The organism is Streptomyces flavovariabilis (assembly GCF_000725785.1).
Taxonomy (GTDB): Bacteria; Actinomycetota; Actinomycetes; order Streptomycetales; family Streptomycetaceae; genus Streptomyces; species Streptomyces hawaiiensis.
Genome location: NZ_JNXD01000001.1, coordinates 84,552 through 107,927 on the forward strand (window position 1 = coordinate 84,552; position 23,376 = coordinate 107,927).

At 70.6% G+C, this 23,376-nt stretch carries 19 protein-coding genes; 4 read left to right on the plus strand and 15 right to left on the minus strand.

Annotated features, from left to right (window positions below; all coding sequences use genetic code 11):
- Positions 1-4: 4 nt before the first annotated feature.
- On the minus strand, positions 5-262 hold the full coding sequence (locus IO24_RS0100390) for a hypothetical protein (protein ID WP_031130491.1): 258 nt from the start codon (positions 260-262) through the stop codon (positions 5-7).
- A gap of 186 nt (positions 263-448) precedes the next feature.
- Here IO24_RS0100390 and IO24_RS0100395 point away from each other — a divergent pair, with 186 nt between their 5' ends.
- Positions 449-2,014, plus strand: a complete 1,566-nt coding sequence (locus tag IO24_RS0100395) for a purple acid phosphatase family protein (protein ID WP_031130493.1) — start codon at positions 449-451, stop codon at positions 2,012-2,014.
- A 22-nt stretch (positions 2,015-2,036) separates the two neighbouring features.
- Here the strand turns inward: IO24_RS0100395 and IO24_RS0100400 are convergent, their stop codons facing one another.
- The 12 genes from IO24_RS0100400 to IO24_RS0100455 all read right to left on the minus strand — a co-directional run bounded on the left by IO24_RS0100400 (position 2,037) and on the right by IO24_RS0100455 (position 17,472).
- Positions 2,037-2,918 carry a DUF4429 domain-containing protein gene (locus IO24_RS0100400; RefSeq protein ID WP_031130494.1) on the minus strand — a complete coding sequence of 294 codons (882 nt, stop codon included), beginning with the start codon at positions 2,916-2,918 and terminating at the stop codon, positions 2,037-2,039.
- 40 nt (positions 2,919-2,958) lie between these two features.
- A complete protein-coding gene (locus IO24_RS0100405; protein WP_031130496.1) occupies positions 2,959-4,239 on the minus strand; it encodes an RNA-guided endonuclease InsQ/TnpB family protein in 1,281 nt (426 codons plus the stop codon).
- Between the two features lie 257 nt (positions 4,240-4,496).
- Positions 4,497-6,266 carry an IucA/IucC family protein gene (locus tag IO24_RS0100410; RefSeq protein ID WP_031130498.1) on the minus strand — a complete coding sequence of 590 codons (1,770 nt, stop codon included), beginning with the start codon at positions 6,264-6,266 and terminating at the stop codon, positions 4,497-4,499.
- The gene (locus IO24_RS0100415; RefSeq protein ID WP_031130500.1) at positions 6,263-6,814 is read right to left on the minus strand and encodes a GNAT family N-acetyltransferase; all 552 of its coding nucleotides are present in this window, start codon (positions 6,812-6,814) and stop codon (positions 6,263-6,265) included. The genes IO24_RS0100410 and IO24_RS0100415 overlap by 4 nt, the downstream gene beginning before the upstream one ends.
- On the minus strand, positions 6,811-8,088 hold the full coding sequence (locus IO24_RS0100420; protein WP_031130501.1) for a lysine N(6)-hydroxylase/L-ornithine N(5)-oxygenase family protein: 1,278 nt from the start codon (positions 8,086-8,088) through the stop codon (positions 6,811-6,813). The genes IO24_RS0100415 and IO24_RS0100420 overlap by 4 nt, the downstream gene beginning before the upstream one ends.
- Entirely contained in the window at positions 8,072-9,514 is a 1,443-nt protein-coding gene (gene desA / locus IO24_RS0100425; RefSeq protein ID WP_031130503.1) for a lysine decarboxylase DesA, read from the minus strand. The genes IO24_RS0100420 and desA overlap by 17 nt, the downstream gene beginning before the upstream one ends.
- Positions 9,515-9,672: 158 nt before the next feature.
- Positions 9,673-10,527, minus strand: a complete 855-nt coding sequence (locus IO24_RS0100430) for a siderophore-interacting protein (RefSeq protein ID WP_031130505.1) — start codon at positions 10,525-10,527, stop codon at positions 9,673-9,675.
- A gap of 34 nt (positions 10,528-10,561) precedes the next feature.
- Positions 10,562-11,605 carry an ABC transporter substrate-binding protein gene (locus IO24_RS0100435; protein WP_031130507.1) on the minus strand — a complete coding sequence of 348 codons (1,044 nt, stop codon included), beginning with the start codon at positions 11,603-11,605 and terminating at the stop codon, positions 10,562-10,564.
- A 209-nt stretch (positions 11,606-11,814) separates the two neighbouring features.
- Positions 11,815-12,975, minus strand: coding sequence for an acyl-CoA dehydrogenase family protein (locus IO24_RS0100440; protein WP_031130509.1), 1,161 nt, complete (start codon positions 12,973-12,975; stop codon positions 11,815-11,817).
- 5 nt (positions 12,976-12,980) lie between these two features.
- A complete protein-coding gene (locus IO24_RS0100445) occupies positions 12,981-13,931 on the minus strand; it encodes a hydroxymethylglutaryl-CoA lyase (RefSeq protein ID WP_031130512.1) in 951 nt (316 codons plus the stop codon).
- On the minus strand, positions 13,928-15,841 hold the full coding sequence (locus tag IO24_RS0100450; RefSeq protein WP_031130514.1) for an ATP-binding protein: 1,914 nt from the start codon (positions 15,839-15,841) through the stop codon (positions 13,928-13,930). Before IO24_RS0100450 ends, IO24_RS0100445 begins: the two co-directional genes overlap by 4 nt.
- 14 nt (positions 15,842-15,855) lie before the next feature.
- Entirely contained in the window at positions 15,856-17,472 is a 1,617-nt protein-coding gene (locus tag IO24_RS0100455) for a carboxyl transferase domain-containing protein (protein ID WP_031130517.1), read from the minus strand.
- 87 nt (positions 17,473-17,559) lie between these two features.
- On the opposite strand from IO24_RS0100455, the gene IO24_RS0100460 reads away from it, so the two are divergent.
- From IO24_RS0100460 to IO24_RS0100470, 3 genes are all read left to right on the plus strand, one after another.
- Positions 17,560-18,153, plus strand: a complete 594-nt coding sequence (locus tag IO24_RS0100460) for an SACE_7040 family transcriptional regulator (protein ID WP_031130519.1) — start codon at positions 17,560-17,562, stop codon at positions 18,151-18,153.
- Positions 18,154-18,300: 147 nt separating this feature from the next.
- Entirely contained in the window at positions 18,301-19,458 is a 1,158-nt protein-coding gene (locus tag IO24_RS0100465; RefSeq protein ID WP_031130521.1) for an acyl-CoA dehydrogenase family protein, read from the plus strand.
- 45 nt (positions 19,459-19,503) lie between these two features.
- The gene (locus tag IO24_RS0100470; RefSeq protein ID WP_031130523.1) at positions 19,504-20,394 is read left to right on the plus strand and encodes an acyl-CoA thioesterase; all 891 of its coding nucleotides are present in this window, start codon (positions 19,504-19,506) and stop codon (positions 20,392-20,394) included.
- On the opposite strand, the gene IO24_RS0100475 is transcribed toward IO24_RS0100470, so the two are convergent.
- Both IO24_RS0100475 and IO24_RS0100480 read right to left on the minus strand, forming a co-directional pair.
- Complete coding sequence (locus IO24_RS0100475; RefSeq protein ID WP_031130525.1) at positions 20,387-21,175, minus strand: phosphatase; 789 nt, start codon at positions 21,173-21,175, stop codon at positions 20,387-20,389. The genes IO24_RS0100470 and IO24_RS0100475 overlap by 8 nt on opposite strands.
- Before the next feature lie 93 nt (positions 21,176-21,268).
- On the minus strand, positions 21,269-23,257 hold the full coding sequence (locus IO24_RS0100480) for a PucR family transcriptional regulator (RefSeq protein ID WP_031130527.1): 1,989 nt from the start codon (positions 23,255-23,257) through the stop codon (positions 21,269-21,271).
- Positions 23,258-23,376: the final 119 nt, after the last annotated feature.

Genomic DNA, 23,376 nt, shown 5'->3' on the forward strand with positions numbered 1-23,376 from the left:
ATTCCTAGCCGTAGACGATGCGCCGCAGCTGCCGGAGCGAGAGCTCCGGCGGGGCCACCGCGCGGTATTTGAGGTCCGCCTCGATCCGCTCGAAGATCGCAGCGTTGACCAGGCCCTGGGCCTGGAGCTCGCGGTGGCGGCGACGGACGTACTCCTCGGTCGTCTCGTCGAAGTAGGCCAGCACGTCCTGGATCACGCGCAGCGCCTCGCCCCGGCTGAGGGCGGTGGACCGCGTCAGATGATCAACGAGTTCGTCGTGCACTCGCTAGATCCTGGGGTACCGGCGGCGCTTTCGCAAGAAATCTGCCCGATTTCGGGCAGGTGCCTGTTGGAATTCTTTGGGGGAACGTTGAACGTGTCATGAGGGCTTGTTCGTGAGGCGTCCACCGGATGTCCGGCATCCCGTTGCCCGGGGCGTCGATTTTTGGACGCCATGGACACTCCTCGTATGGGCGTACCCGAGCGGCTCGCCGAGCGCATGAGCATGGCCGAGCAGCACGAGTACCTGCGCGCCAGGTTCTCCCGGCGCACGATGATCAGAGGCGGTGCCGTCACGCTCGGTGCCGTCGCGGGTGGCGCGTTCGTACCGGGCGCCACCGCCCAGGCCGCCGTACCGGCCACCCGCACCGCCCCCGCCACCGGGGCCGTCGACGGCGCCCACGTGGCCCCCTTCGGCCGCCACCTCGCCTACGGCACCGACCCGCGCACGGAGATGACCGTCTCCTGGCAGGTCCCGGTCGCCGTCAAGAAGCCGTTCATCCGGATCGGCGCCCACCCCTGGGACCTCTCCCGCAAGATCGAAGCCGAGGTCCGCACCCTCTTCACGCCGACCGGTGTCGGCGCGAGCGGCAACCACACCCAGTACTACCTCCACGCCAAGCTGACCCACCTGCGCCCGGGCCGGACGTACTACTACGGCGTCGGCCACCAGGGCTTCGACCCGGCCGACCCGCACCTGCTGGGCACCCTCGGCACCTTCACCACCGCCCCCGCGCACAAGACGCCGTTCACCTTCACGGCCTTCGGCGACGAGGGCGTCAGCTACCACGCGCTCGCCAACAACAGCCTGCTGCTCGGCCAGAACCCGGCCTTCCACCTGCACGCCGGTGACATCGCGTACGGCGACCCGACCGGCCAGGGCAGGACCGACGACACCGGCTTCGACTCGCGCGTGTGGGACCAGTTCCTCGCCCAGACCGAGTCCGTCGCCAAGTCCGTGCCGTGGATGCCCGCTTACGGCAACCACGACATGGAGGCCTGGTACTCGCCCAACGGCTACGGCGGCGAGGAGGCCCGCTGGACCCTCCCGGACAACGGCCCCGACAAGAAGAACCTCCCGGGCGTCTACTCCTTCGTCCACGGCAACACGGCGGTCATCTCGCTCGACGCCAACGACATCTCCTTCGAGATCCCGGCCAACCTGGGCATCTCCGGCGGCACCCAGACCACGTGGCTGGAGGCGCAGCTCAAGAAGTACCGGGCCGCGCACGACATCGACTTCATCGTCGTGTTCTTCCATCACTGCGCCTACTGCACCTCCACCTCCCACGCCTCCGAGGGCGGGGTCCGGCAGGAGTGGGTGCCGCTGTTCGAGAAGTACACGGTGGACCTGGTCATCAACGGCCACAACCACCAGTACGAGCGCACCGACGTGATCAAGGGCGACAAGGTCACCAAGAAGCTCCCGATCGGCGGCACGGCCTACCCCGAGACCGACGGCGTGGTCTACGTGACAGCCGGTGCGGCCGGCCGCAGCCTCTACGCGTTCAGCGCCCCGCTGTCGTACGAGGGCAACGAGCACGACGTGGACTCCGTGGCCTCGTTCGTCAACGTCAAGGGCGGCAAGCAGAACGAGACCGTGGCCTGGTCCCGGGTGCGCTACCTCGACTACTCCTTCCTGCGCGTGGACGTCACCCCCGCGCCGAAGGGCCGCCTGGCCACGCTCACGGTGCGCGGCATCGCCGAGACCGGTGACCAGGTCGACCACTTCACGGTGGCCCGCCGGGCGAAGTAGCGCCTCCGGGTGCCCCGGGGCGTCACATCCGCTTGAGGACCGCCTGCTTGGCCAGGGCGAACTCCTCGTCCGTCAGCACGCCCGTGCGGTGCAGCTCACCGAGCTCGCGCAGGCGGCGCAGCAGGGCGTCGTGGTCGTCCTCGGCGGACGCGACCGGAGCAGAAGGCGGCTCCGGTCGCGCGTCCACCACGTCGGCGGCGGCCCGGGCCGGGTGCGGAAGCCTGGCCTGGACCGCCGCCGCGACCAGCGCCATCAACGGGTCCTTCTTGAAGCCCCACAGCTCCACGGCGTTGGGGTCGTACTTGGGCGGGGCCTTGGTGGGCGCGTGCCGCACGGTGAAGCGCAGATGGCCGTTCTCCAGACCGGCCGCCGGGTGCCACTCCACGCCCGTGATGTCGGCGAGCGCGAGCGTGCGGGCGCCCGCGGCGGCCTTGGCGTCCTCCGTCTTCCAGTTCCACTCCAGGCGTATGCGCTCGCCGTCGAAACCGGCGGTGCCGTCCCCGGCGGAGACCGACAGGGGGACGGAGGGGCCCGGCAGCAGATACGCGTCGACCGGTTCACTCGGCACCTGGTCCAGGAGCAGCGCGTTGCGGACCTCGTCCGTGAAGTACTCGGCGACGCCGTAACGGTCGGACTCCACGATCAGCTGGTACGGGTCGTGGGGCTCGGTGAGCCGGCCGCCCGTGGCGAGCAGCAGGGGGTCGGCGCCGTCGCGCAGCCGCAGCCTGAGCCGTCCCGCCTTCTTGCCCTGCTCGAAGGAGACACCGGCCAACGCCCCCAGCGGGACGACCAGTTCACCCAGCTCCCTGCGCAGCAGACTGACGTTCTTGTCCCGTCCGGGAGTCAGCCGTAACGCGTCCCCGTCGAAGGCCCACGTACCGTCCTTCTGGATGATTTCCGCCATGGGTTGACATCCTCCCCCTCTGAAAAAGCGAGATTCCAACCTATTTGGGTTGAGGTTCACGGGCGCTCGAACGGCTGGTGGCCGTTGTCACCCCTCCGGCACCGGCTGAGCGCCGGGGGCGGGGGATCCCGCCCTGTCCTGCCGCGACGTTGATACTGGCGTTGGTGTCCGCGTTGCACGTGAAGCCGCAGGAGGAACAGACGAACTCGGCTTGGCTCTTGCGCGAGTTCTTGTCGATCCATCCGCAGGCGCTGCACCGCAGGCTGGTGTAGGGGGCGGGAACGTCTTCGACCCGGCCGGGGGCTTTGTGTCCGGTGCGCTGCCGGAGCAGGCCCCAGCCCTGGGCGAGGATCGCCCGGTTGAGGCCGGACTTCTGGGCGACGTTCTGGCCGGGCTGCTCCACGGTTCCCTTCGCGGAGCGGGTCATGTTCTTGATGTTCAGTTTCTCGAACCGGAGCGGGGCATAGCAGCGGGCGAGCATGGTGCTGGTCTTCTCGCACCAGTCCTTGCGCCGGTTCGCCTCCCGCGCCTTGAGCCTGGCCACCTTCGCGTGCTCGGCCGCCTTGGCGGCGCTGCCTTTCGGGGCTCTGGCCGCCCGCCGCTGATGCTTTCGGATCCGGGCCCGTTCCTTGGCGGTGAGCTGTGGGCAGTTCAGCTTCCGGCCATCAGACAGGGCAGCGGTGACCGTGACACCCCGGTCGATGCCGATTACCGTATCCGTGCCGGGCACCGGGAGCGGCTCAGGGACGAGGGCGAACGCGATGTGCCACTGCCCGTTGCGGAAGGTGACTCGAAACGACTTCGCCTCGGGCAGCTTCCCACCTTTGCCTTTGACGCTGAGACGGAAGCGGACCCAGCCGCAGCCGGGCACCCTGACCTGAGCCCACCGCCGGTTGAGCCTCTGCACCACGACCGACCGGCCCCTGACCTGCCTGCCGGTCTTCGCGTTCCGCTTCGGCGACCCGTCCGCGTGATATTCCGGTACGCGGTCGGTGCCGATGACCCGAAAGCCCTCGTGCACATGCTTCCTGCGCCAGGTCGGTTCACCGAACCCGGACGTGAACCTGGCGTTCATGGCCCTGGCGAAGTCCTTCAAGGCCTGCTGCTGCACATCCGCGTTCCCCGAGCTGAGCCATTCGTTCTCCCGCCGGGCCTCGGTGAGCTGACGGCACTGCTCCGCGAAACCGGGCGCGCTCCTACGCCACCGGCGCCGGTGCGAGTGTTGCTCAACGGCAAGATTCCACACGTACCGGGCGTGCGCGCAGTGCGTGAGCATCCGCTCAACCTGCACAGGCGACGGGTACATCCGGAAACGTGACATGCCACGAACCTAGCCACCCCGTTCCCCTCCCGCGCGCGCCTTCGATCAACATCACCCATCAGAGTGACCGGTGACGCTTTCACCTTCCACGACTTTCAACCAACACCACGAACGGCTCAAGGCCAACCTCACCGCCGTCCCTCCCGACATGTCGATACAGCCCCGCGCCCCTGAACGACGCGCAGTTCCCCGCGCTCCTACGAGGACGGGCACCCCGGAGGACCGTACTCCGGGGTGCCCGTCTGTATGTGGGTTGGTCAGAACTCGGCTATCGGGTTCCTCAGGGTGCCCACCAACTGGAGGGCTCCGGACGGGTCCGACAGGTCGACCATCTGTTCGTTGTTGCGGAGCTGGAGGCGGTTGAGGCAGGAGAGGGCGAACTCGGGGGCGAACATGTCGTAGCGCTTGAACTTGTCGGCGAGTTCGGGCTTCGACTCCTGGTAGGCGCGGGTGACCTCGGCGACCGTGCGCCAGAAGTCGTCCTCCTCCAGAATGCCCTCGGCGGCGATGTTCGCCGCGAGGAAGCGGAAGAAGCAGTCGAAGACGTCCGTGAAGATCGACAGGAGCTTCTTGTCCTCCGGGACCTCCACGCGCAGCCGCTCGACCGTCGGCGGCAGCACCGCGTCCGGGTCCATGACCGCGATCTCCTCGGCGATGTCCTTGTAGATCGCGCGCTCGACGACCCCGTCCTTCAGCACCAGGATGACGTTCTCGCCGTGCGGCATGAACACCAGGTCGTAGGCGTAGAAGCTGTGGAGCAGGGGCGTGAAGTAGGCCCGCAGGTAGCGGCGCAGCCACTCCTTCGGGGTGAGGCCCGATTGCTCGATCAGTGCGCCCGCGACGGACGCCCCCTGGTGGTCGACGTGGACCAGGGACGCCATGGTGGCCAGGGACTCGCCCTCCTTGAGGGACGGCACCGGGCTCTCCCGCCACAGCGCGGCGAGCATCTTGCGGTAGGGCGAGTAGCGGTCCGTCGCCTGCTCGTACTCCAGGTGCCGGTAGCCGACCGCAGCGCGCTCCCGGATGATCGACAGACCCGTGGACCTCAGCACCGGGTCGCCCTCGATGAGCTGGGCCAGCCAGTCGTTGATCGCCGGGGTGGCCTCCATGTAGGCCGCCGACAGACCGCGCATGAAGCCCATGTTGATGACCGACAGGGCCGTTTTGACGTAGTGCTTCTCGGGGCTGGTCTTGTTGAAGAAGGTGCGGATGGACTGCTGGGCCAGGTACTCGTCGTCGCCCTCGCCCAGGCACACCAGGTGCTTGCGGGCCACCTCGGCCGCGAAGGTGACGGCGAGCTTGTTCCACCACTGCCAGGGGTGGACCGGGATCAGCAGGTAGTCGGCGGGGTCGAGGTTCTGGTCGTGCAGGATGCCGTGGAAGCGCTCGACGGTCTCCCCGCCCAGCTCCTCGCGCAGGAACGACTCGTACTCGATGCCGACCCCGGCCGTGAACGCCGCGCGCGAGCGGTGCGCCGCCAGCCACACCAGACGCACCGGGCTCGCCGTCTCCGGCGCGTACGACAGGTACTCGTGGATGCCGAAGCCCAGCCGCCCGTTGTTGGCGACGAAGCAGGGGTGGCCCTCGGTCATGCCGGTCTCGATGGCCTGGAAGTCGCCGCGGGCGAGCTCGGCCGCCGTGCTCTTCGGCTTGGTGAGCTTGTAGCAGGTGCCGGAGAGGGTGGAGGAGATCTCCTCCAGGTACACCGGCAGGATGTCGTCGCTCAGGCCCAGGGACTTCTGCAGTTCGATGAAGAAGTCCATCGCGGCGAGCGGGAGTTCGGCGCCGTCCCGGTGGCGGGTGATCGAGTCGGCGTCCACCTGCCAGTGGTCCAGGGCCCGGCGGGCGGCGGTGAAGCGGTAGCTCGTCTGGCCGTCGTCGCTGCGGACGACGTACTGCTCGCCGTCCTGCTCGGGGGTGAGCAGCCGCTCGTGCGCGAACTCGGCGAGGGCTTTGCGGATCAGGAGGCGGTTGGCCCGCGCCCAGCGGTGGGGGGACAGATGCGCTACGGCGTCGGACAGGGTCATACGGCTACTCCTCGGGCGGCCAGGAACTGTGCACGCGTGCAGAAGCTCAGCAGCGCGCGCTTCTCCGGCTTGTCGATCTCGCGCTCGGCCACGAAGCCGACGGCCTCGTTGAGCGCGTGTACTGCCTTGTTGCTGACATCGGGCTCCACCACGACCCGGCGGGTGCGCGGGTCGGCGAACAGCTCGTCCATCACGGTGGTGATGACGGCCTTGGTGAAACCGTGGATCGGCCGGTCGGTCGGCGCGACCAGGAAGTGCATGCCGACGTCGCCGGGCTCCGGGTCGTACAGGCCGACCAGCTCGACGTACCGGGGGTCGTACTTCTCCATCAGGAACGCCGGCCGGCCCTCGTGCAGGCCGATGTAGGCGTCGTGGTGCTCGTGCGCCGCGATCCGCATGTACTCGCGTTCGACGTCCTGGAGTTTCGCGTCCTGCATCATCCAGTAGGCCGCCTTGGGGTGGGTGACCCAGGAGTGCAGCAGCTCCGCGTCCTTCAGGGGGTCGAGCGGGCGGACCGTGAGCGTTCCGATGCCGGTGGCGGCGCTCATACGGCGAACTCCTGGAACGCGATCGACTTCTCCACCGGGTAGTACTCGGTGCCGAGCAGCTCACGGATGATGTACGCGTTCCGGTACGGGCCCATGCCCAGGTCGGGGCTGGTGATGCTGTGCGTGTGGACGCCGGCGTTCTGGAGGAAGATCCCCCGGCCGGTGACGTCGATCGCGTAGTTGCGGGCGACGTCGAAGTTGCCCCGGGAGTCGTAGACCAGGCGGTCCTTGACGGGGGCCAGGAACTCCGGCTCGGCGTACTTGTAGCCCGTGGCCAGGACCAGGCCCTGCGAGTCCAGCTCGAACTCCCTGCCCTGCTCCTCCTGGCGGAAGCCGAGCGTGTACGTGCCGTTCTCGTAGTGCGCGCTGTCCAGGGAGGAGTTGGTGAGCAGCCGGGTGGGGACGGGGCCGCCGAGGTTCTTCTGGTAGAGCAGGTCGAAGATCTCGTTGATGAGGTCGCCGTCGATGCCCTTGAACAGGCCCTTCTGCTCGGCCGTGAGGCGGTAGCGGGTGGCCTCCGGCAGCTCGCGGAAGTAGTCGACGTACTCCGGGGACGTCATCTCCAGCGTGAGCTTGGTGTACTCCAGCGGGAAGAAGCGCGGGGAGCGGGTGACCCAGTTCAGCCGGTAGCCGTGGACGTCGATCTCGCTGAGCAGGTCGTAGTAGATCTCGGCGGCCGACTGGCCCGAGCCGACCAGCGTGATCGAGTCCTTCTTCTGCAGAGCGGCCTTGTTCTCCAGGTAGCGGGAGTTGTGCAGGAAGTCGCCGCCCAGACCCTGGCAGGCCTCGGGTATGTGGGGCGGGGTGCCGGTGCCGAGGACCAGGTGACGGGCCCGGTAGGAGTCACCGGCGGTGGTCTTCACGACGTAGACGTCGTCCTCGTACGTCACCTCGGTGACCGTCGTGCCGAAGCGGATGCTGCTCAGTTTGTTCGCGGCCCAGCGGCAGTAGTCGTCGTACTCGACGCGCAGCGGGTAGAAGTTCTCGCGGATGTAGAACGAGTAGAGCCGGCCCTTCTCCTTCAGGTAGTTCAGGAAGGAGTACGGGGACGTGGGATCGGCGAGGGTGACCAGGTCCGACATGAACGGGGTCTGCAGGTGGGCGCCGTCGAGGAACATGCCCGCGTGCCACTCGAAGTCGGGCTTCGACTCCAGGAAGACGCCGTCGAGTTCGTCGATGGGTTCGGTGAGGCAGGCCAGGCCGAGGTTGAAGGGGCCGAGTCCGATCCCCACGAAGTCATGGGTTCTGGTCGGGTTTTCAGGACGCGCGGTCAAGAGACTCTCCCAGGTACTGCTCGGCGTGGCCGGCGATCAGGTCGAGGACGGCGGCGATGTCGGACGCCTGCGTCTCGGGGTTGAGCAGGGTGAACTTCAGGTAGTGGCGGCCGCCGACCTTGGTGCCCGCGACGATGGCGTCACCGGAGGCGAACAGGGCCTTGCGGGCGTAGAGGTTGGCGCGGTCGATCTCGGCGGGGTCGGTGACGGCCGCCGGGATGTAGCGGAAGACCAGGGTGGACAGGCTCGGCTCCACGACGACGTCGAAGCGCGGGTCCGCGGCGATCAGCCGCCAGCCCTCCCGGGCCAGGTCGCACACCTCGTCGAAGAGCTGCCCGATGCCGTCGGCGCCCATGGTCCGCAGGGTCATCCACAGCTTCAGGGCGTCGAAGCGGCGGGTGGTCTGGAGGGACTTGTCCACCTGGTTGGGGATGCGCTCCTCCACCATGCGGCGCGGGTTGAGGTACTCGGCGTGGTAGGTGGCGTGGCGCAGCGTGGCGGCGTCCCGCACGAGCACGGCCGAGGAACTCACCGGCTGGAAGAAGGACTTGTGGTAGTCGACGGTGACCGAGTCGGCGCGCTCGATGCCGCTGATGCGGTCCCGGTGCCTCAGGGAGGCGAGCAGGCCGCAGCCGTAGGCGGCGTCGACGTGCATCCAGGTGCCGAACTGCTCGCACAGCTCGGCGATCTCGGGCAGCGGGTCGATGGACCCGAAGTCGGTGGTGCCGGCGGTGGCGACGACGGCCATGGGGACGAGGCCGTCCTGCTCGCAGCGCTCCAGCTCGCGGGCGAGGGCGACGGTCTGCATGCGCTTGTCGTGGTCGACGGGTATGGAGACCACGGCGTCCTGGCCGAGCCCGAGCAGCTTCGCGGACTTCTTCACGCTGAAGTGGCTGACCTCGGAGGCGAAGATGCGCAGTTTGGCGAGCGTGTCGGTCTTGGCCTCCTCGCGGGCGAGCAGGAGTGCCTGGAGGTTGGACTGGGTGCCGCCGGAGGTGAACACGCCGTCGGCGTTCTCGCCGAGGCCGATCCGGGTGGTCGTCCAGTCGATGAGCTTGCGCTCGATGAGCGTGCCGCCGGCCGACTGGTCCCAGGTGTCCAGTGAGGAGTTCACGGCGGACAGGACGGCCTCGCCGAGCACGGCCGGGATGACGACCGGGCAGTTGAGGTGGGCCAGGTAGCGGGGGTGGTGGAAGTAGATCGCGTCCCGGAGGTAGACGTCCTCCAGTTCGTCGAGCGCCGCGGTGGTGTCGTGCAGCGGCTGGTCGAGGTCGATCTCGTCGATGCGCGGGGAGAGGGCGTCGACGGTGATGCCGGTGAACGGCCGGTCGGTGGCGGCGAGTTTGGCGGCCACCCGCTCGACTCCGTCGGTCACGGAGCGGCGGTACTGCTCCGCGGTGGTGTCGTTGAGCAGGTGCGAGCGCATGTGGGGGTCCTCCGGTGGGGACAGTCCGGTATGGGACGGGATGGGCTGGTCTCCGGCGTCCAGAACTTAGGTAAGCCTAACCTAAGTTGATCGTGAGGGAGTCAGGCCCTGCCGTGACTGTGGTCACTCGTGTCACTTCGGTGATGGCCGTGCCGCGGCTATCCCTCGGCCCGCAGCTGCTCCTCGCTCACGCCCCGGCGCCAGTAGCCGACGAACGTGACGCTGCGGCGGTCGATCCCGCGCTCGCGCACGAAGTGCCTGCGCAGCTCCTTCACGCACCCGGACTCACCGGCGATCCAGACGTACGGCCGCTCGGCGGACGGCAGCCGGGCCGCGCGGAGGGCGTCGAGGGCCGTGGGTGACCCCTCGCCGCTCCTCTCCTTCCTGACGAGCCAGGTGATCTCGAGGTCGGCCCCGGTCACCAGTTCCTGGATGTCGCCGGCGTGCGGGACCTCCAGCCAGACCCGGGCGCGGGTGCCGGCCGGCAGTGCCTCGACGATGGCCGAGGCGGCCGGTACGGCGGTCTCGTCACCCCAGACGACGACGAGGTCGGTGTCCTCGGGCGGCCGGAAGCGGATCGCCCGGTTGTCGGCGACGGCCGGGCCGAGCAGCAGGACCCGGTCCCCGGCGGCGGCCCGGGCGGCCCAGCGGGAGGCCGGGCCGGCCTGGACCGCGGCGCCCGGCTCGATGCCGTGCAGGGCGAAGTCGATGTCGATCTCGTCCGGGTCCCGGCGCAGACCGCGCAGGGTGTACGACCGCATCACGGCCCGTACGTCGTCCGGGAGTTCACGCCAGCCCTGCCACCATCCGTCCCCGAGCTCGAGCGGGACGACCGGCTCGGGCTGCCCGGGGTGCGGCAGGAACAGCGACAGGGACTGGTCCCGCCCGTCGGAACGAAAGGCGTGCAGATCGGGCCCCCCGAAGGTGACCCGCACCAGAGACGGCCCGAGCCGCCTCGTCCGCACGACCTGGAGGGAGAAGAAACGGAACGGGGCGGCTACGGCGGTAGTCACGTGCGGCTCCTGGACGTCAGGAAGTGAGAGGGGGTCAGGCGACCTTCTTGGCCGACTCGATGGCCTTCGCGAGGTTCTCCACCAGAGGCGTGCACTTGTCGTACGACAGGATCGGCTCGGGCGACCGCGAAAGGACCTGACCGGCCTTGACCGCGGGCAGCTTCTTCCAGGTCGCCTCGGTGATGTCGGCCGGCTGGATGGTCGAGGCGCGGTCGTCCATCATGATGATGTCCGCCGGGTACTTGTCGACGTTCTCCCAGCTGAGGTTCTCGAACCAGCCGCCGTTGGCCTCCATGGCCTTCTTCGGCGGCTCGACGAGGTTCACGCCGAGGGCCTTGAAGTACTCCAGGTCGATGGAGAAGTTGGAGCCGGAGACGTAGAAGATGGCGTCCGATGCGGAACCGGCCAGCACCTTGATCTCGGGGCGGGACTTGGCGGCTTTGCGCAGCCGCTCGGAGGCGGCCTCGAAGCGCTTCTTCGCCTCGACGACCTTCGCGGCCTTCAGGTCGGCGCCGAGCGACTCGGCGAGCTCGGCCATGCGCTGCAGGGGCTTCGGCATCTGACGGTCGAAGACCGAGATCGCGACGCTCGGGGCGAGCTTGGCGATCTTGTCCTTGGACGTCTCCGGGACGTACCAGAGGGTGCCGGCGGTGTCGAAGGTGGTGGTGATGAGCACCTCGGGCTGGAAAGCCGCGTACTGCTCCACGTTGAACTGGTCGAACCGGTTACCGAAGACGGTCAGCTTGCTGACGTCCATGTCGCCGGCCTGGACGTCGGCCTTGCCGTCCTTGGTCTTGGTCGGACCGAAGACGCCCTTGACGTCGATGCCGTAGTCGTACAGGGCGGCGGCGACACCGGTGAACGCGACGATCTTCGTGGGGACCTTGTCGAGGTTCACGGTCTTGCCGCGGTCGTCCTTGAACGACCACGGGCCCGACTTGGCGGCACCCTTCGCCTCCGAGCCGCTGTCCTTCGAGTCTTCACTGCCACACGCGGTCACGAGGGCGCCGAGCCCGAGAGCGCCACCGGCGGCGAGCAGGCCGCGGCGGGAGTAACGGGCGGTTCTGGCGTTCGACATGACGGGGTCTGCTTTCGTGCGTACGGAGCCACTGCGGGCACGGCTGACAGCCGCTTGGCTGGGATCAGGATTAGGTTAGCCTAACCTCAGGTCGTGTCCAGTAGGGCCCTCGGGGGCGTGCCCGGCGGAGGCGACGACATGCGAACGGGCGCAGTGATCCGAGTCACCGCGCCCGTGCGGCCGGGGGCCTGCGGCCCCGCTCCCGTCCCTCAGTCGGCCAGCCCCAACTCCCGTGCGATCAGCATCCGCTGGACCTCGCTCGTGCCCTCGCCGATTTCGAGGATCTTGGAGTCTCGCCACATGCGGGCGACCGGGTATTCGTTCATGAAGCCGTAGCCGCCGTGGATCTGGGTGGCCTCTCGGGCGTTGTCGACCGCGACCGTGGAGGAGTGGAGCTTCGCCAGGGCCGCTTCCTTCTTGAAGGGGGCGCCGGAGATCAGGCGCGCCGCCGCGTCGCGCCAGGCGAGGCGGGACGTGTGGGCCTTCATCTCCATGTCCGCGATCTTGAACTGGATGGCCTGGTTGGCGGCGATCGGCTTGCCGAAGGCGTGGCGTTCCTGGGCGTACTTGACCGATTCGTCGACGCAGCCCTGCGCAAGGCCCGTCGCCAGGGCCGCGATGGCGATGCGGCCCTCGTCGAGGATGCGGAGGAACTGGGCGTAGCCGCGGCCCTCCTCGCCCAGGAGGTTCTCCGCCGGGACCCGGACGTCCGTGAAGGACAACTCGCGGGTGTCGGAGGCGTTCCAGCCGACCTTGGAGTAGGGGGCCGCCACCGTGAAGCCGGGGGTGCCGGAGGGGACGATGATCGACGAGATCCGCGGTTTGCCGTCGGGCGCGCGGCCTGTCACCGCCGTGACCGTCACCAGGCCCGTGATGTCCGTGCCCGAGTTGGTGATGAAGCACTTCGTGCCGTTGATGACCCACTCGTTCGTCGACTCGTCCAGGCGGGCCGTCGTGCGGGTCGCGCCCGCGTCGCTGCCGCCGTCCGGCTCCGTCAGGCCGAACGCGCCCAGGAGTTCGCCCGAGCAGAGGCGGGGGAGCCACTCCTGCTTCTGGGCCTCGGTGCCGTAGCGGAAGACCGGCATCGCGCCGAGTGAGACGCCGGCCTCCAGGGTGATCGCCACCGAGGAGTCGACCCTCGCCAGTTCCTCCAGGGCCACGCCCAGGGCCAGGTAGTCGCCGCCCATGCCGCCGTACTCCTCCGGGAACGGCAGGCCGAACAGGCCCATGCGGCCCATCTCCCGGACGATCTCGTAGGGGAACTCGTGCCGCTCGTAGAAGTCGCCGATCTTCGGCGCCACCACCTCGTGCGCGAACTCCTCGACCGTACGGCGGAGTTCCTCCAGTTCGGGGGAGAGACGGTAGTCCATGGTGATCAGTGCTCCTCGGTGTCCTCGTGGGACAGGGCTCGGACGGTGCGGGACGGGCTGGGTCGGCCCAGGTGGGTGGCCATCCACGCGCTCGTGGCGACGAGGCGGCCGAGGTCGATTCCGGTGTCGATGCCGAGGCCCCGCAGCATCCACACGAGGTCTTCGGTGGCGAGGTTGCCCGTGGCCGACTTCGCGTACGGGCAGCCGCCCAGGCCGCCCGCGGAGGCGTCGACCGTGGTGACGCCCTGCTGGAGGGCCGCGAGGGTGTTGGAGAGGGCCTGGCCGTAGGTGTCGTGGAAGTGGACGCCGAGGGTGGTGGGCGGGACGCCCGCCTCGTCCAGGGCCGCGAGGAGCGCGACGACGTGGCCCGGGGTCGCCACGCCGATCGTGTCGCCCAGGCTCAGTTCGTCGCAGCCCATGTCCAGCAGGGCCCGGCAGACCTTCACCACCTGGGGGAGGGGGACCGCGCCCTCCCACGGGTCGCCGAAACACATGGAGAGGTAGCCGCGGACGTGGACCGACTCGGTCTTCGCCCGGCCCACCACCGGCTCGAACATCGCCAAGGCCTCGTCCACCGTGCGGTTGAGGTTGGCCTTGGCGAAGGACTCCGTGGCGCTGGCGAAGACCGCCACCCGGCGGGCGCCCAGGGCCAGGGCGCGGTCCAGGCCCTTCTCGTTCGGGACCAGGACGGGGAGCGCCACCGGGAGGTCGCCGACGAGAGGGAACAGCTGCTCCGCGTCCGCCAGTTGCGGCACCCACTTGGGGTGGACGAAGCTCGTCGCCTCGATCGTGGTCAGGCCCGCGTCGGCCAGGCGGCGGATGAACTCCGCCTTGATCTCCGTGGGGACCGTCGCCTTCTCGTTCTGCAGGCCGTCACGGGCACCGACCTCGTGGATGCGGACGCGGGTGGGGAGGTCCCTGCTCGGGACGGCCATCGGGAGCCCTGGGACTGTCATTCCGCCTCCTCGTGAGGTGCGATGACCGCCAGCACCTGGTCCATGGCGACCGTGCTGCCGGGTGCCACGTCCAGCTCGGCGACCTTGCCGGCGTGCGGCGCGGAGATGACGTGCTCCATCTTCATCGCCTCCACCACCAGCAGGCTCTGACCGGCGCTCACCTCGTCCCCGACGGCGACCTTGACGACTGTCACCGTGCCGGGCATGGGCGCGGTGAGGGAATCCGCGCCCGCGTGCGCCGACCGGGTCAGGGACGCGGCCACCGGGTCGTGGTCGCGTACGTGCCAGGCGTCGCCGTCGCGGCCGAGCCAGCCGGCGGCGCGGTGGAAGGTGTGGCGGACGCCGTCGAGTGTCACCGCGACCCGGTCGTCGTTGACCGTGGCCGTGCCGCGCGGGGTGTACTCCAGGGCTTCCTGCACCCGCAGGTGGAAGGCGGGCGGCTTCGGGGCGCCGCCCAGCCGCCAGCCGCTCGGTACCGAGAAGGGGTCCGTCCAGCCGCCCGGCTCCGGCTTCAGGGCTTCCAGGCGTACGGCAGCCGCCGCCTCGTACACCTCCTCCGGTACGTCCGTGGGGACCAGGTCCTCCACCTCACGCTCGACCAGACCGGTGTCCATGTCGCCGGACACCACCGCCGGGTGGGCGAGCAGGCGGCGCAGGAACCCGGCGTTCGTCTGCACGCCGAGCGTGACCGTCTCGGCCAGGGCCGCCCGGAGTCTGCGCAGGGCGGTCGCCCGGTCGGGGCCGTAGGCGATGACCTTGGAGAGCATCGGGTCGTAGAGGCTGCCGACCTCCGTGCCCTCGGTGAGGCCCGAGTCGGTGCGGACACCGTCGCCCTGCGGCTCACGCAGCCTCAGGACCGTGCCGCCGGAGGGGAGGAAGCCGCGGGCCGGGTCCTCGGCGCAGATGCGGGCCTCCACGGCGTGGCCGGTCAGCCGTACGTCCTCCTGGGCGAACGCCAGGGGCTCCCCGGCCGCCACCCGCAGCTGCCACTCGACCAGGTCCAGGCCGGTGATCAGCTCCGTGACCGGGTGCTCCACCTGGAGGCGGGTGTTCATCTCCATGAAGTAGTACGACGACGGATCGGTGCCGGGCACGATGAACTCCACCGTGCCCGCGCCCCGGTAGCCGCAGGAGCGGGCCGCCTGGACCGCCGCCTCGCCCATCGCGGAACGCGTCTCCTCGTCGAGGAGCACGCTCGGCGCCTCCTCGATGATCTTCTGGTGGCGGCGCTGGAGGGAGCACTCGCGCTCCCCGAGGTGGACCACGTTGCCATGGCCGTCCGCCAGGACCTGGATCTCGATGTGGCGGGGGCGGTCGATCCAGCGCTCCACGAGCAGCGTGTCGTCGCCGAAGGAGGCCCGGGCCTCACGGCGGGCGGAGGCGATCTCCTCCTCCAGCCGGGTCAGGTCCCGCACCAGGCGCATACCCTTGCCGCCGCCGCCCGCGCTCGGCTTCAGCAGCACCGGCGCGCCCAGCCCGCGGGCCGCCTCGGCCAGGTCGGGGTCGCGGCCGCCGGGGACCACGGGGACTCCGGCCGCCTGCACCGTCTCCTTGGCGCGGATCTTGTCGCCCATGAGCGCGATCGCGTCCGCCGGAGGGCCGATGAAGACCAGGCCGGCCTCGGCGCACGCGCGGGCGAAGGCCGCGTTCTCGGCGAGGAAGCCGTAGCCGGGGTGGACGGCCTGCGCGCCCGTGCGGGCCGCGGCCTCCAGGAGGCGCTCCACCGACAGGTAGCTCTCGGATGCCGGGGCCGGGCCGATCCGTACCGCAGTGTCCGCCTCGCGGACGTGCCGGGCGTCGGCGTCGGCGTCGGAGAAGACGGCCACCGAGCGCACGCCCATCGACCGCAGCGTCCGGATGACGCGTACGGCGATCTCGCCGCGGTTGGCCACCAGTACTGTCTCGAACATCGTCGTCCGTCCCCTCACATCCGGAAGACGCCGAACTGGGGGTCACCCAGGGGCGCGTTGGCGCACGCGGTCAGGGCCAGGCCCAGGACCTGGCGGGTGTCCAGCGGGTCGATCACGCCGTCGTCCCAGAGGCGGGCCGACGCGTAGTAGGCGTTGCCCTGGCGCTCGTACTGGGCGCGGATCGGAGCCTTGAAGGCGTCCTCGTCCTCGGCCGGCCAGGACTCGCCGCGCCCCTCGAGCTGGTCCCGCTTGACGGTCGCGAGGACCGACGCGGCCTGCTCGCCGCCCATGACCGAGATCTTGGCGTTCGGCCACATCCACAGGAAGCGGGGGGAGTACGCCCTGCCGCACATCGAGTAGTTGCCCGCGCCGTACGAGCCGCCGACCACGACCGTCAGCTTCGGGACGCGGGTGCAGGCCACCGCCGTGACCATCTTGGCGCCGTGCTTGGCGATGCCGCCCGCCTCGTAGTCCTTGCCGACCATGAACCCGGAGATGTTCTGGAGGAACACCAGCGGGATGCCGCGCTGGTCGCACAGCTCGATGAAGTGGGCGCCCTTCTGGGCGGACTCGGAGAACAGGATGCCGTTGTTGGCGACGATGCCGACGGGGTGGCCGTGGATCCGGGCGAAGCCGGTGACCAGGGTCTGGCCGAACTCGGACTTGAACTCGGCGAAGCGGGAGCCGTCGACGACCCGGGCGATGATCTCGCGTACGTCGTAGGGGGTGCGGGAGTCGACCGGGACCGCGCCGTAGAGGCTGTGGGGGTCGACCTTGGGTTCCGTCGCCTCCGTGACCGCCCAGGGGAGCGCCCCGCGCGCGGGGAGGGTGGAGACGATGGTGCGGACGATGCGCAGGGCGTGCGCGTCGTTCTCCGCGAGGTGGTCCGTGACGCCCGAGACGCGGGAGTGGACCTCGCCGCCGCCGAGCTCCTCCGCGGTGACGACCTCGCCGGTGGCCGCCTTCACCAGGGGCGGGCCGCCCAGGAAGATGGTGCCCTGGTTGCGGACGATCACCGCCTCGTCGCTCATCGCCGGGACGTACGCGCCGCCGGCCGTGCACGAGCCGAGGACCGCGGCGATCTGGGGGATGCCGGCGCCGGACATGCGGGCCTGGTTGTAGAAGATGCGGCCGAAGTGGTCGCGGTCGGGGAAGACCTCGTCCTGCATGGGGAGGAAGGCGCCGCCCGAGTCCACCAGGTAGACGCAGGGGAGGCGGTTGTCGAGGGCGACCTCCTGGGCGCGGAGGTGCTTCTTGACCGTCATCGGGTAGTAGGTGCCGCCCTTGACCGTGGCGTCGTTGGCGATGACGACGGTTTCGCGGCCGCCGACCCGGCCGATGCCGGCGATGACGCCGGCGGCCGGGGCCTGGCCGTCGTACATCCCGTCGGCCGCGAGCGGGGCCAGCTCCAGGAAGGGCGAGCCCGGGTCGAGGAGGGTGTCCACCCGGTCGCGGGGGAGCAGCTTGCCGCGCGCGGTGTGGCGGGCGCGGGCCTTCTCGCCGCCGCCCTGTGCGGCTGCGGCGAGCTTGGTGCGCAGCTCCTCGACGAGGGTGCGGTGCGCCTCCTCGTTGGCCCGAAAGGCCTCCGACGCGGGGTCTGCCGCGCTCGTGAGCTCCGGTGCCTCGTGCATCCTGCGGGTCCCCTCACCTTGTTAATGAGCGTTAACGCATTTCCTTCAGGTTAACGACCGCTAACCTCCCTGTCTAGAATTGATTCCATGGCCACCAGAACCGACGCCCCCACCCGCCGTGAGCAGATCCTCAAGGAGGCCGCGCGGCTGTTCGCCGAGCGGGGCTTCCATGGGGTCGGAGTCGACGAGATAGGTGCCGCGGTCGGGATCAGCGGGCCCGGGCTGTACCGGCACTTCGCGGGCAAGGACGCGATGCTCGCGGAGCTGCTGGTGGGGATCAGCGGCCAGTTGCTGACGGGGGCGAAGCGGAGGCTGGCCGAGGCGGACGGGGGTGGTGCGGAGGCGGTGCTCGACTCGCTGATCGAGGGGCATATCGACTTCGCGCTCGATGACCGGCCTCTGATCACCCTGCACGACCGGGAGCTGGATCGCCTCCGGGACAGTGACCGGAAGATGGTGCGGCAGTTGCAGCGGCAGTACGTGGAGCTGTGGGTGGGGGTCGTGCGGGAGGTGTACCCGGGGCTCGGGGAGCCTGCGGGCCGGTCGGCTGTGCACTCGGTGTTCGGGCTGCTGAACTCGACGCCGCATCTGGGGAGGGCGGGGTCGTTGCCCGGGCGGGGGGCCACGGCGGAGCTGCTGCACCGGATGGCCCGGGGGGCGTTCGCGGCGGCGGGGGGCTGACGCGCAGACCCTCGGCGCTCCGCCGGGGCGACCGGCGTGACGAGCGTTACCCCACCCGGCCCGCCCCCACCCTGGACGCCTCTCGATACTCGCCGGTATCTTTGGCTGAGCAAGCGCTTAGACATGCGAAGTCGTGGAGGTGGCGGCGTGCGCCGTACGGTGTTCAACGAGGATCACGAGGCGTTCCGGGAGACCATCCGCGCCTTCATCGAGGCCGAGGTCGTACCGGTGTACGACGAGTGGTTCGCGGCGGGCCAGGCGCCCCGCGACTTCTACTACAAGCTCGGCGAGCTGGGCATCTTCGGCATCAACGTGCCCGAGGAGTTCGGCGGCGCGGGCCTTGAGAGCCACAAGTTCGAGGCCGTGCTCTACGAAGAGACCGCTCGCGCCGGTGTCCAGTTCGGCGGCTCCGGTGTGCACGTGCTGCTCGCCCTGCCGTACCTCAAGATGCTCGCCACCGACGAGCAGAAGAAGCGGTTCCTGCCGAAGTTCGTCTCCGGCGAGGAGATGTGGGCCATCGCGATGACGGAGCCGGGCACCGGTTCCGACCTCGCGGGCATGAAGTCCACCGCCAAGCTGAGCGAGGACGGGACCCACTACGTCCTCAACGGCGCCAAGACCTTCATCACCGGCGGTGTGCACGCCGACCGTGTGATCGTCTGCGCCCGCACCTCCGCCCCGACCGCCGAGGACCGCCGCCACGGCATCTCCCTGTTCGCCGTCGACACCAAGTCCCAGGGCTACTCGGTCGGCCGCAAGCTCGACAAGCTCGGCCTGAAGACCTCGGACACCGCCGAGCTGGCGTTCGTCGACGTCAAGGTGCCCGTCGAGGACCTCCTCGGTGAGGAGAACAAGGGCTTCTACTACCTCGGCCACAACCTGGCGTCCGAGCGCTGGGGCATCGCCTTCGGCGCGTACGCCCAGGCCAAGGCCGCCGTCCGGTTCGCCAAGCAGTACGTGCAGGAGCGCACCGTCTTCGGCAAGCCCGTCGCGCACTTCCAGAACACCAAGTTCGAGCTGGCCGCCTGCCAGGCCGAGGTGGACGCCGCCGAGGCCGTCGCCGACCGCGCGACCGAGGCCCTGGACGCCGGCGAGCTCACCCCCGCCGAGGCCGCCTCCGCGAAGCTGTTCTGCACCGAGGTCGCCCACCGCGTCATCGACCGCTGCCTCCAGCTGCACGGCGGCTACGGCTACATGAACGAGTACCCGATCGCCCGCCTGTACGCGGACAACCGCGTCAACCGCATCTACGGCGGCACCAGCGAGATCATGAAGTCGATCATCGCCAAGGACATGGGCCTGTAAGGCCCCCGACACCGATAAGCGATCACTGGCCGGTACAACTACCCCATGAGCCAGGCACTACAGGACCTCCTCGATCTCCTCGACCTCGAGCAGATCGAGGAGGACATCTTCCGCGGCCGGTCCCGTTCCGCCGTCGTCCCCCGGGTCTTCGGCGGGCAGGTCGCGGCCCAGGCGCTCGTCGCCGCCGGACGCACGGTCCCCGAGGACCGGCCCGCGCACTCCCTGCACGCGTACTTCCTGCGCCCGGGCGACCCCGGCGCTCCCATCGTCTACACCGTCGACCGGATCCGCGACGGCCGCTCCTTCACCACCCGCAGGGTCGTCGCCGTCCAGCACGGCAAGCCGATCTTCCATCTGTCGGCGTCCTTCCAGACGTACGAGGACGGGCTGGATCACCAGGAGCCGATGCCCGCCTCGCCCGACCCCGCGACCCTCCCGACCGGCGAGGAACGGCTGCGCGGGTACGCGCACATCGACCCCCCGGTGGTCGAGAAGTTCCTGGAGGCCCGCGCCGCCGTCGATCTGCGCTACGTCGACGAGCCGCCGTACGGGAAGTTCGGCGAGCCGCGCGAGCCGCACTCGCAGGTGTGGTTCCGGACCAACGGCAAACTGGGCGGCCTGGCCGACGAGCCGCTGCTGCACGTCGTCCTCGCCACGTACGTGTCCGACATGACGCTCCTCGACTCCGTGCTGCTCGCGCACGGCCGCGGCGGCTGGGCCGTCGGCGACGTCGTGGGGGCCTCGCTCGACCACGCGATGTGGTTCCACCGGCCGTTCCGCGCCGACGAGTGGCTGCTGTACGACCAGGAGTCCCCGTCCGCGTACGGCGGCCGGGGACTGGGGCAGGCGCGCATCTACACGCAGGACGGGCGGCTGGCCGTCACCGTGATCCAGGAGGGTGTGGTCCGCGTCCCGCGCGAGCGGGGGACTAGCTGAGGCCCGCCTCCGACAGCAGGTACGCCGTCATCGGGTCGTAGTGGCGGGGGCTGATGACGTGGTCGTCGAGGGGCACCGTCACCTGTACGGTGCCCTCGGCCTCGGCGATGAACAGGGCAGGGTCGTTGCAGTCGGCGTAGCCGACGGAGTCGACGCCGTGCTGTCCGGCGTAGCCCGCCCAGCCGTGGTCGGCGACGACCAGGTCGGGCAGCGGGCGGCCCTCGCGCTCCAGGCCCGTCAGGATCGCCTTCATCGGTTCGCCCGAGTGGGTGTGCCACAGGGTGGCGCCGTGCTCCAGCACCGCCACGTCCGCGAACTGCATGACGTAGCCCTCCTCGGTCGTCAGCCCGTCCGGGATGACGACGATCTCGCAGCCGGCCGCGCGCAGCGCGGAGGCGGTCGCGCGGTGGACGTCGAGGAGGCCGCCGGGGTGGCCGGTGGCGAAGAGGACGCGCTGCTGCCCGTCCGCCGCCTTGCGCAGCCGCCCGGCCATCCGCTCCAGACCGTCGACGGTCAGTTCCGGGTCGATGGTGTCCTGGCCGTACCGGTACTCGGGGTCGTCGTTCACACCGACCCGCTCCGCCATCACCGCGAGGACGTCCTGCTCGTCGCTCCAGCGGTCGCCGAGTTCCAGCCCGAACCAGTAGTGGCGGTCGCTGTTCGCCAGCTTGCGGTAGTGGGAGAGGTTGTTCTCGCGGGGGGTGGCGACGTCGCCCGCGATGCGCGTCCTGACGAGGTGTTCGACGAGTTCGGCGCGGCTGGGTGTCCCGGATATCGGCATGGCATCCATTGTGAGGCAGCCGACTGTGGGCGTCCCTGGCGTATCGAACGCTGGGATGTGCGTCACGTACTCAGCGGGACACCGCTCACATACTCAGAGCTGCCGCAGCGCGAACCAGAGTTCCATGCGGACGTCCGGGTCGTCGAGGTCCGTCTCCAGCAGGGTCGCGCAGCGGGCGATGCGCTGCCGCACGGTGTTGCGGTGCACGGACAGGGCGACGGCCGTGCGGTCCCAGCCGCCGTGCAGGGAGAGCCAGGTGCGCAGGGTCTCGGTGAGCGCGGGGTGGGCCGTGACGGGGGCGAGGAGGGTACGGGCGTGGGCCGCCGCCTCACCGGGCGGGACCAGGTCGGCGAGGGCGGGGCGGGCGGCGTGCCCGAGCAGCGGGGCGCGGGTGGCGCGGGCCCGGGCCAGGGCACGGGCGGCCTGGGTGTCGGCTGCGGGCCAGTCGTACGGGGCGACGGCGGCGCTGACGCCCAGGGTCCAGCCGGGCAGCGGGGCGGCCGGTGCCCGGTCGGCCGGGACCAGGACCCGTACGACCTCCCCGGCCGGGTCGACCAGCGCGGACCCGAGCGCGGCGCCCAGCGCGGAGGCCGCCACGGGGTCGGGGGCGCCGTCCCCGTCCGGCCGGGCGTGCACGACGATCCACGGCCCGTCGCCGAGCAGCGACGCGACCTCCTCGGGCGGCGCGCCCAGCAGCAGCCGCACCAGCGCGGAGGAGCGGGCCGCACCCGTACCGCTCTGCTGCTCGCCGGTGAGCAGCGACAGCAGCACGGCCGCGACGGAGGCGACGGTGTGGTCGCCCGGGGCCCGCTGCGGGGTGGCGACCCCGAGCACGAAGCCGTGGCCCGCGCCCAGGCTGTAGGCGGCGAGGTGGAGCCCGGCGACGGAGTCGGTGGCGGAGGAGGGGGCGGGACGGTCGGGGTCGGTGACCGACGCCGGGGCGGAGCGATCGGGGCCCGCGTCCGGCCGGGGGGACACGCCGGAGCGGACCGCCCCGCTCCCGGCCGGCCACGCCCCGACCGCGCCCGTCCGTGGCGCCGCACCCGCCCGCGCCGTGGGGCGGTCGGGTTGTGCCGGGTCCGCGGGTGCGGCCGGCTGCCCCTCGGTCGTGCCTGCTGGTGAGGTCGGGTCGGGGTGAGGCGCCGCGCTCGCCGGTGGCGTGGGGCGGTGTTGTGCCGGGTCCGCGGGTTCGGCCGGCTGCGCGGTCGTGCCTGCTGGTGAGGTGGGGCCGGGGGATGGTGTCGCGCTCGTCGGCGGCGTGGGGCGGTCGGGTTGTGCCGAGGCTGTGGGTCCGGTCGGCCGGGCCCCGACCGCGCCCGTCCGTGGTGTCGCGCTCGCCGGTGGCGTGGGGCGGTCCGGTCGTGCCGGGGCCGCGGGTCCGGTCGGCCGGGCCCCGGTCGTCTCCGGTGCCGCACTGGCCCGCGGCGTCGACCGGACCGGTCGTACCACCTCCGTCAGCCGGGTCAGTGCCGCCCGGGCCTCCTCCCCGGGCCTGCGTCCCGCCCCCGCGATCTCCGCCCCCTCCGGCCCGTACAGCACCGCCCACCCGCCCAGCCGCTGCGCCAGTTGCCGGAGCACCGACGGGACCGGGTCGGGGCGGGAAGCGGCGGCGGCGAGGCTCTGCTGGGCCTCGGTCACGCGGCGGAGTTCGGCGAGGCGGGCCCGGGCCATCAGCTGCCAGACCGCGCGGGCCACACCCGAGAAGGTGGTCCGGGGCGGCACCTCCAGCAGCGGCAGACCCCGCGACGCACAGGCCGCGACCAGCGCCTCCGGCACCGTGTCGTGGACCGGCGCCAGCCCGAAGCCCAGGGCCGCGCCGCCCGCCGCCACGATCCGGGAGACGTAGTCGTCGAAGTACGCCGCCCCCGGGCCCGCCGCCTCCGGAATGTGCACGCCGGCCGTGAGCAGCAGTTCCCCGCCCAGCAGATACGGATACGGGTCCGCCATCTCCGAGGTGTGCACCCAGTGGACGACGACGCCCCCGGCGGGCGGCCCCGCGATCTGCCGCAGCGCCAGGTCCTCGCGGGCCAGCAGCGCGGTCAGCGGTACGGGTGGAGTGGGCGGGGCCGCCGGGTCCGGCATGGTGTGCGTTCCCTCCATCAAGCAGCGGCTCGAATGGATGAAACGTACACTTCGCAGTCGCTTTCCGGCCACCTAAGGTCAGTCCTCGTCACTCAGTCACCCGCCGGCGACACCGAGCG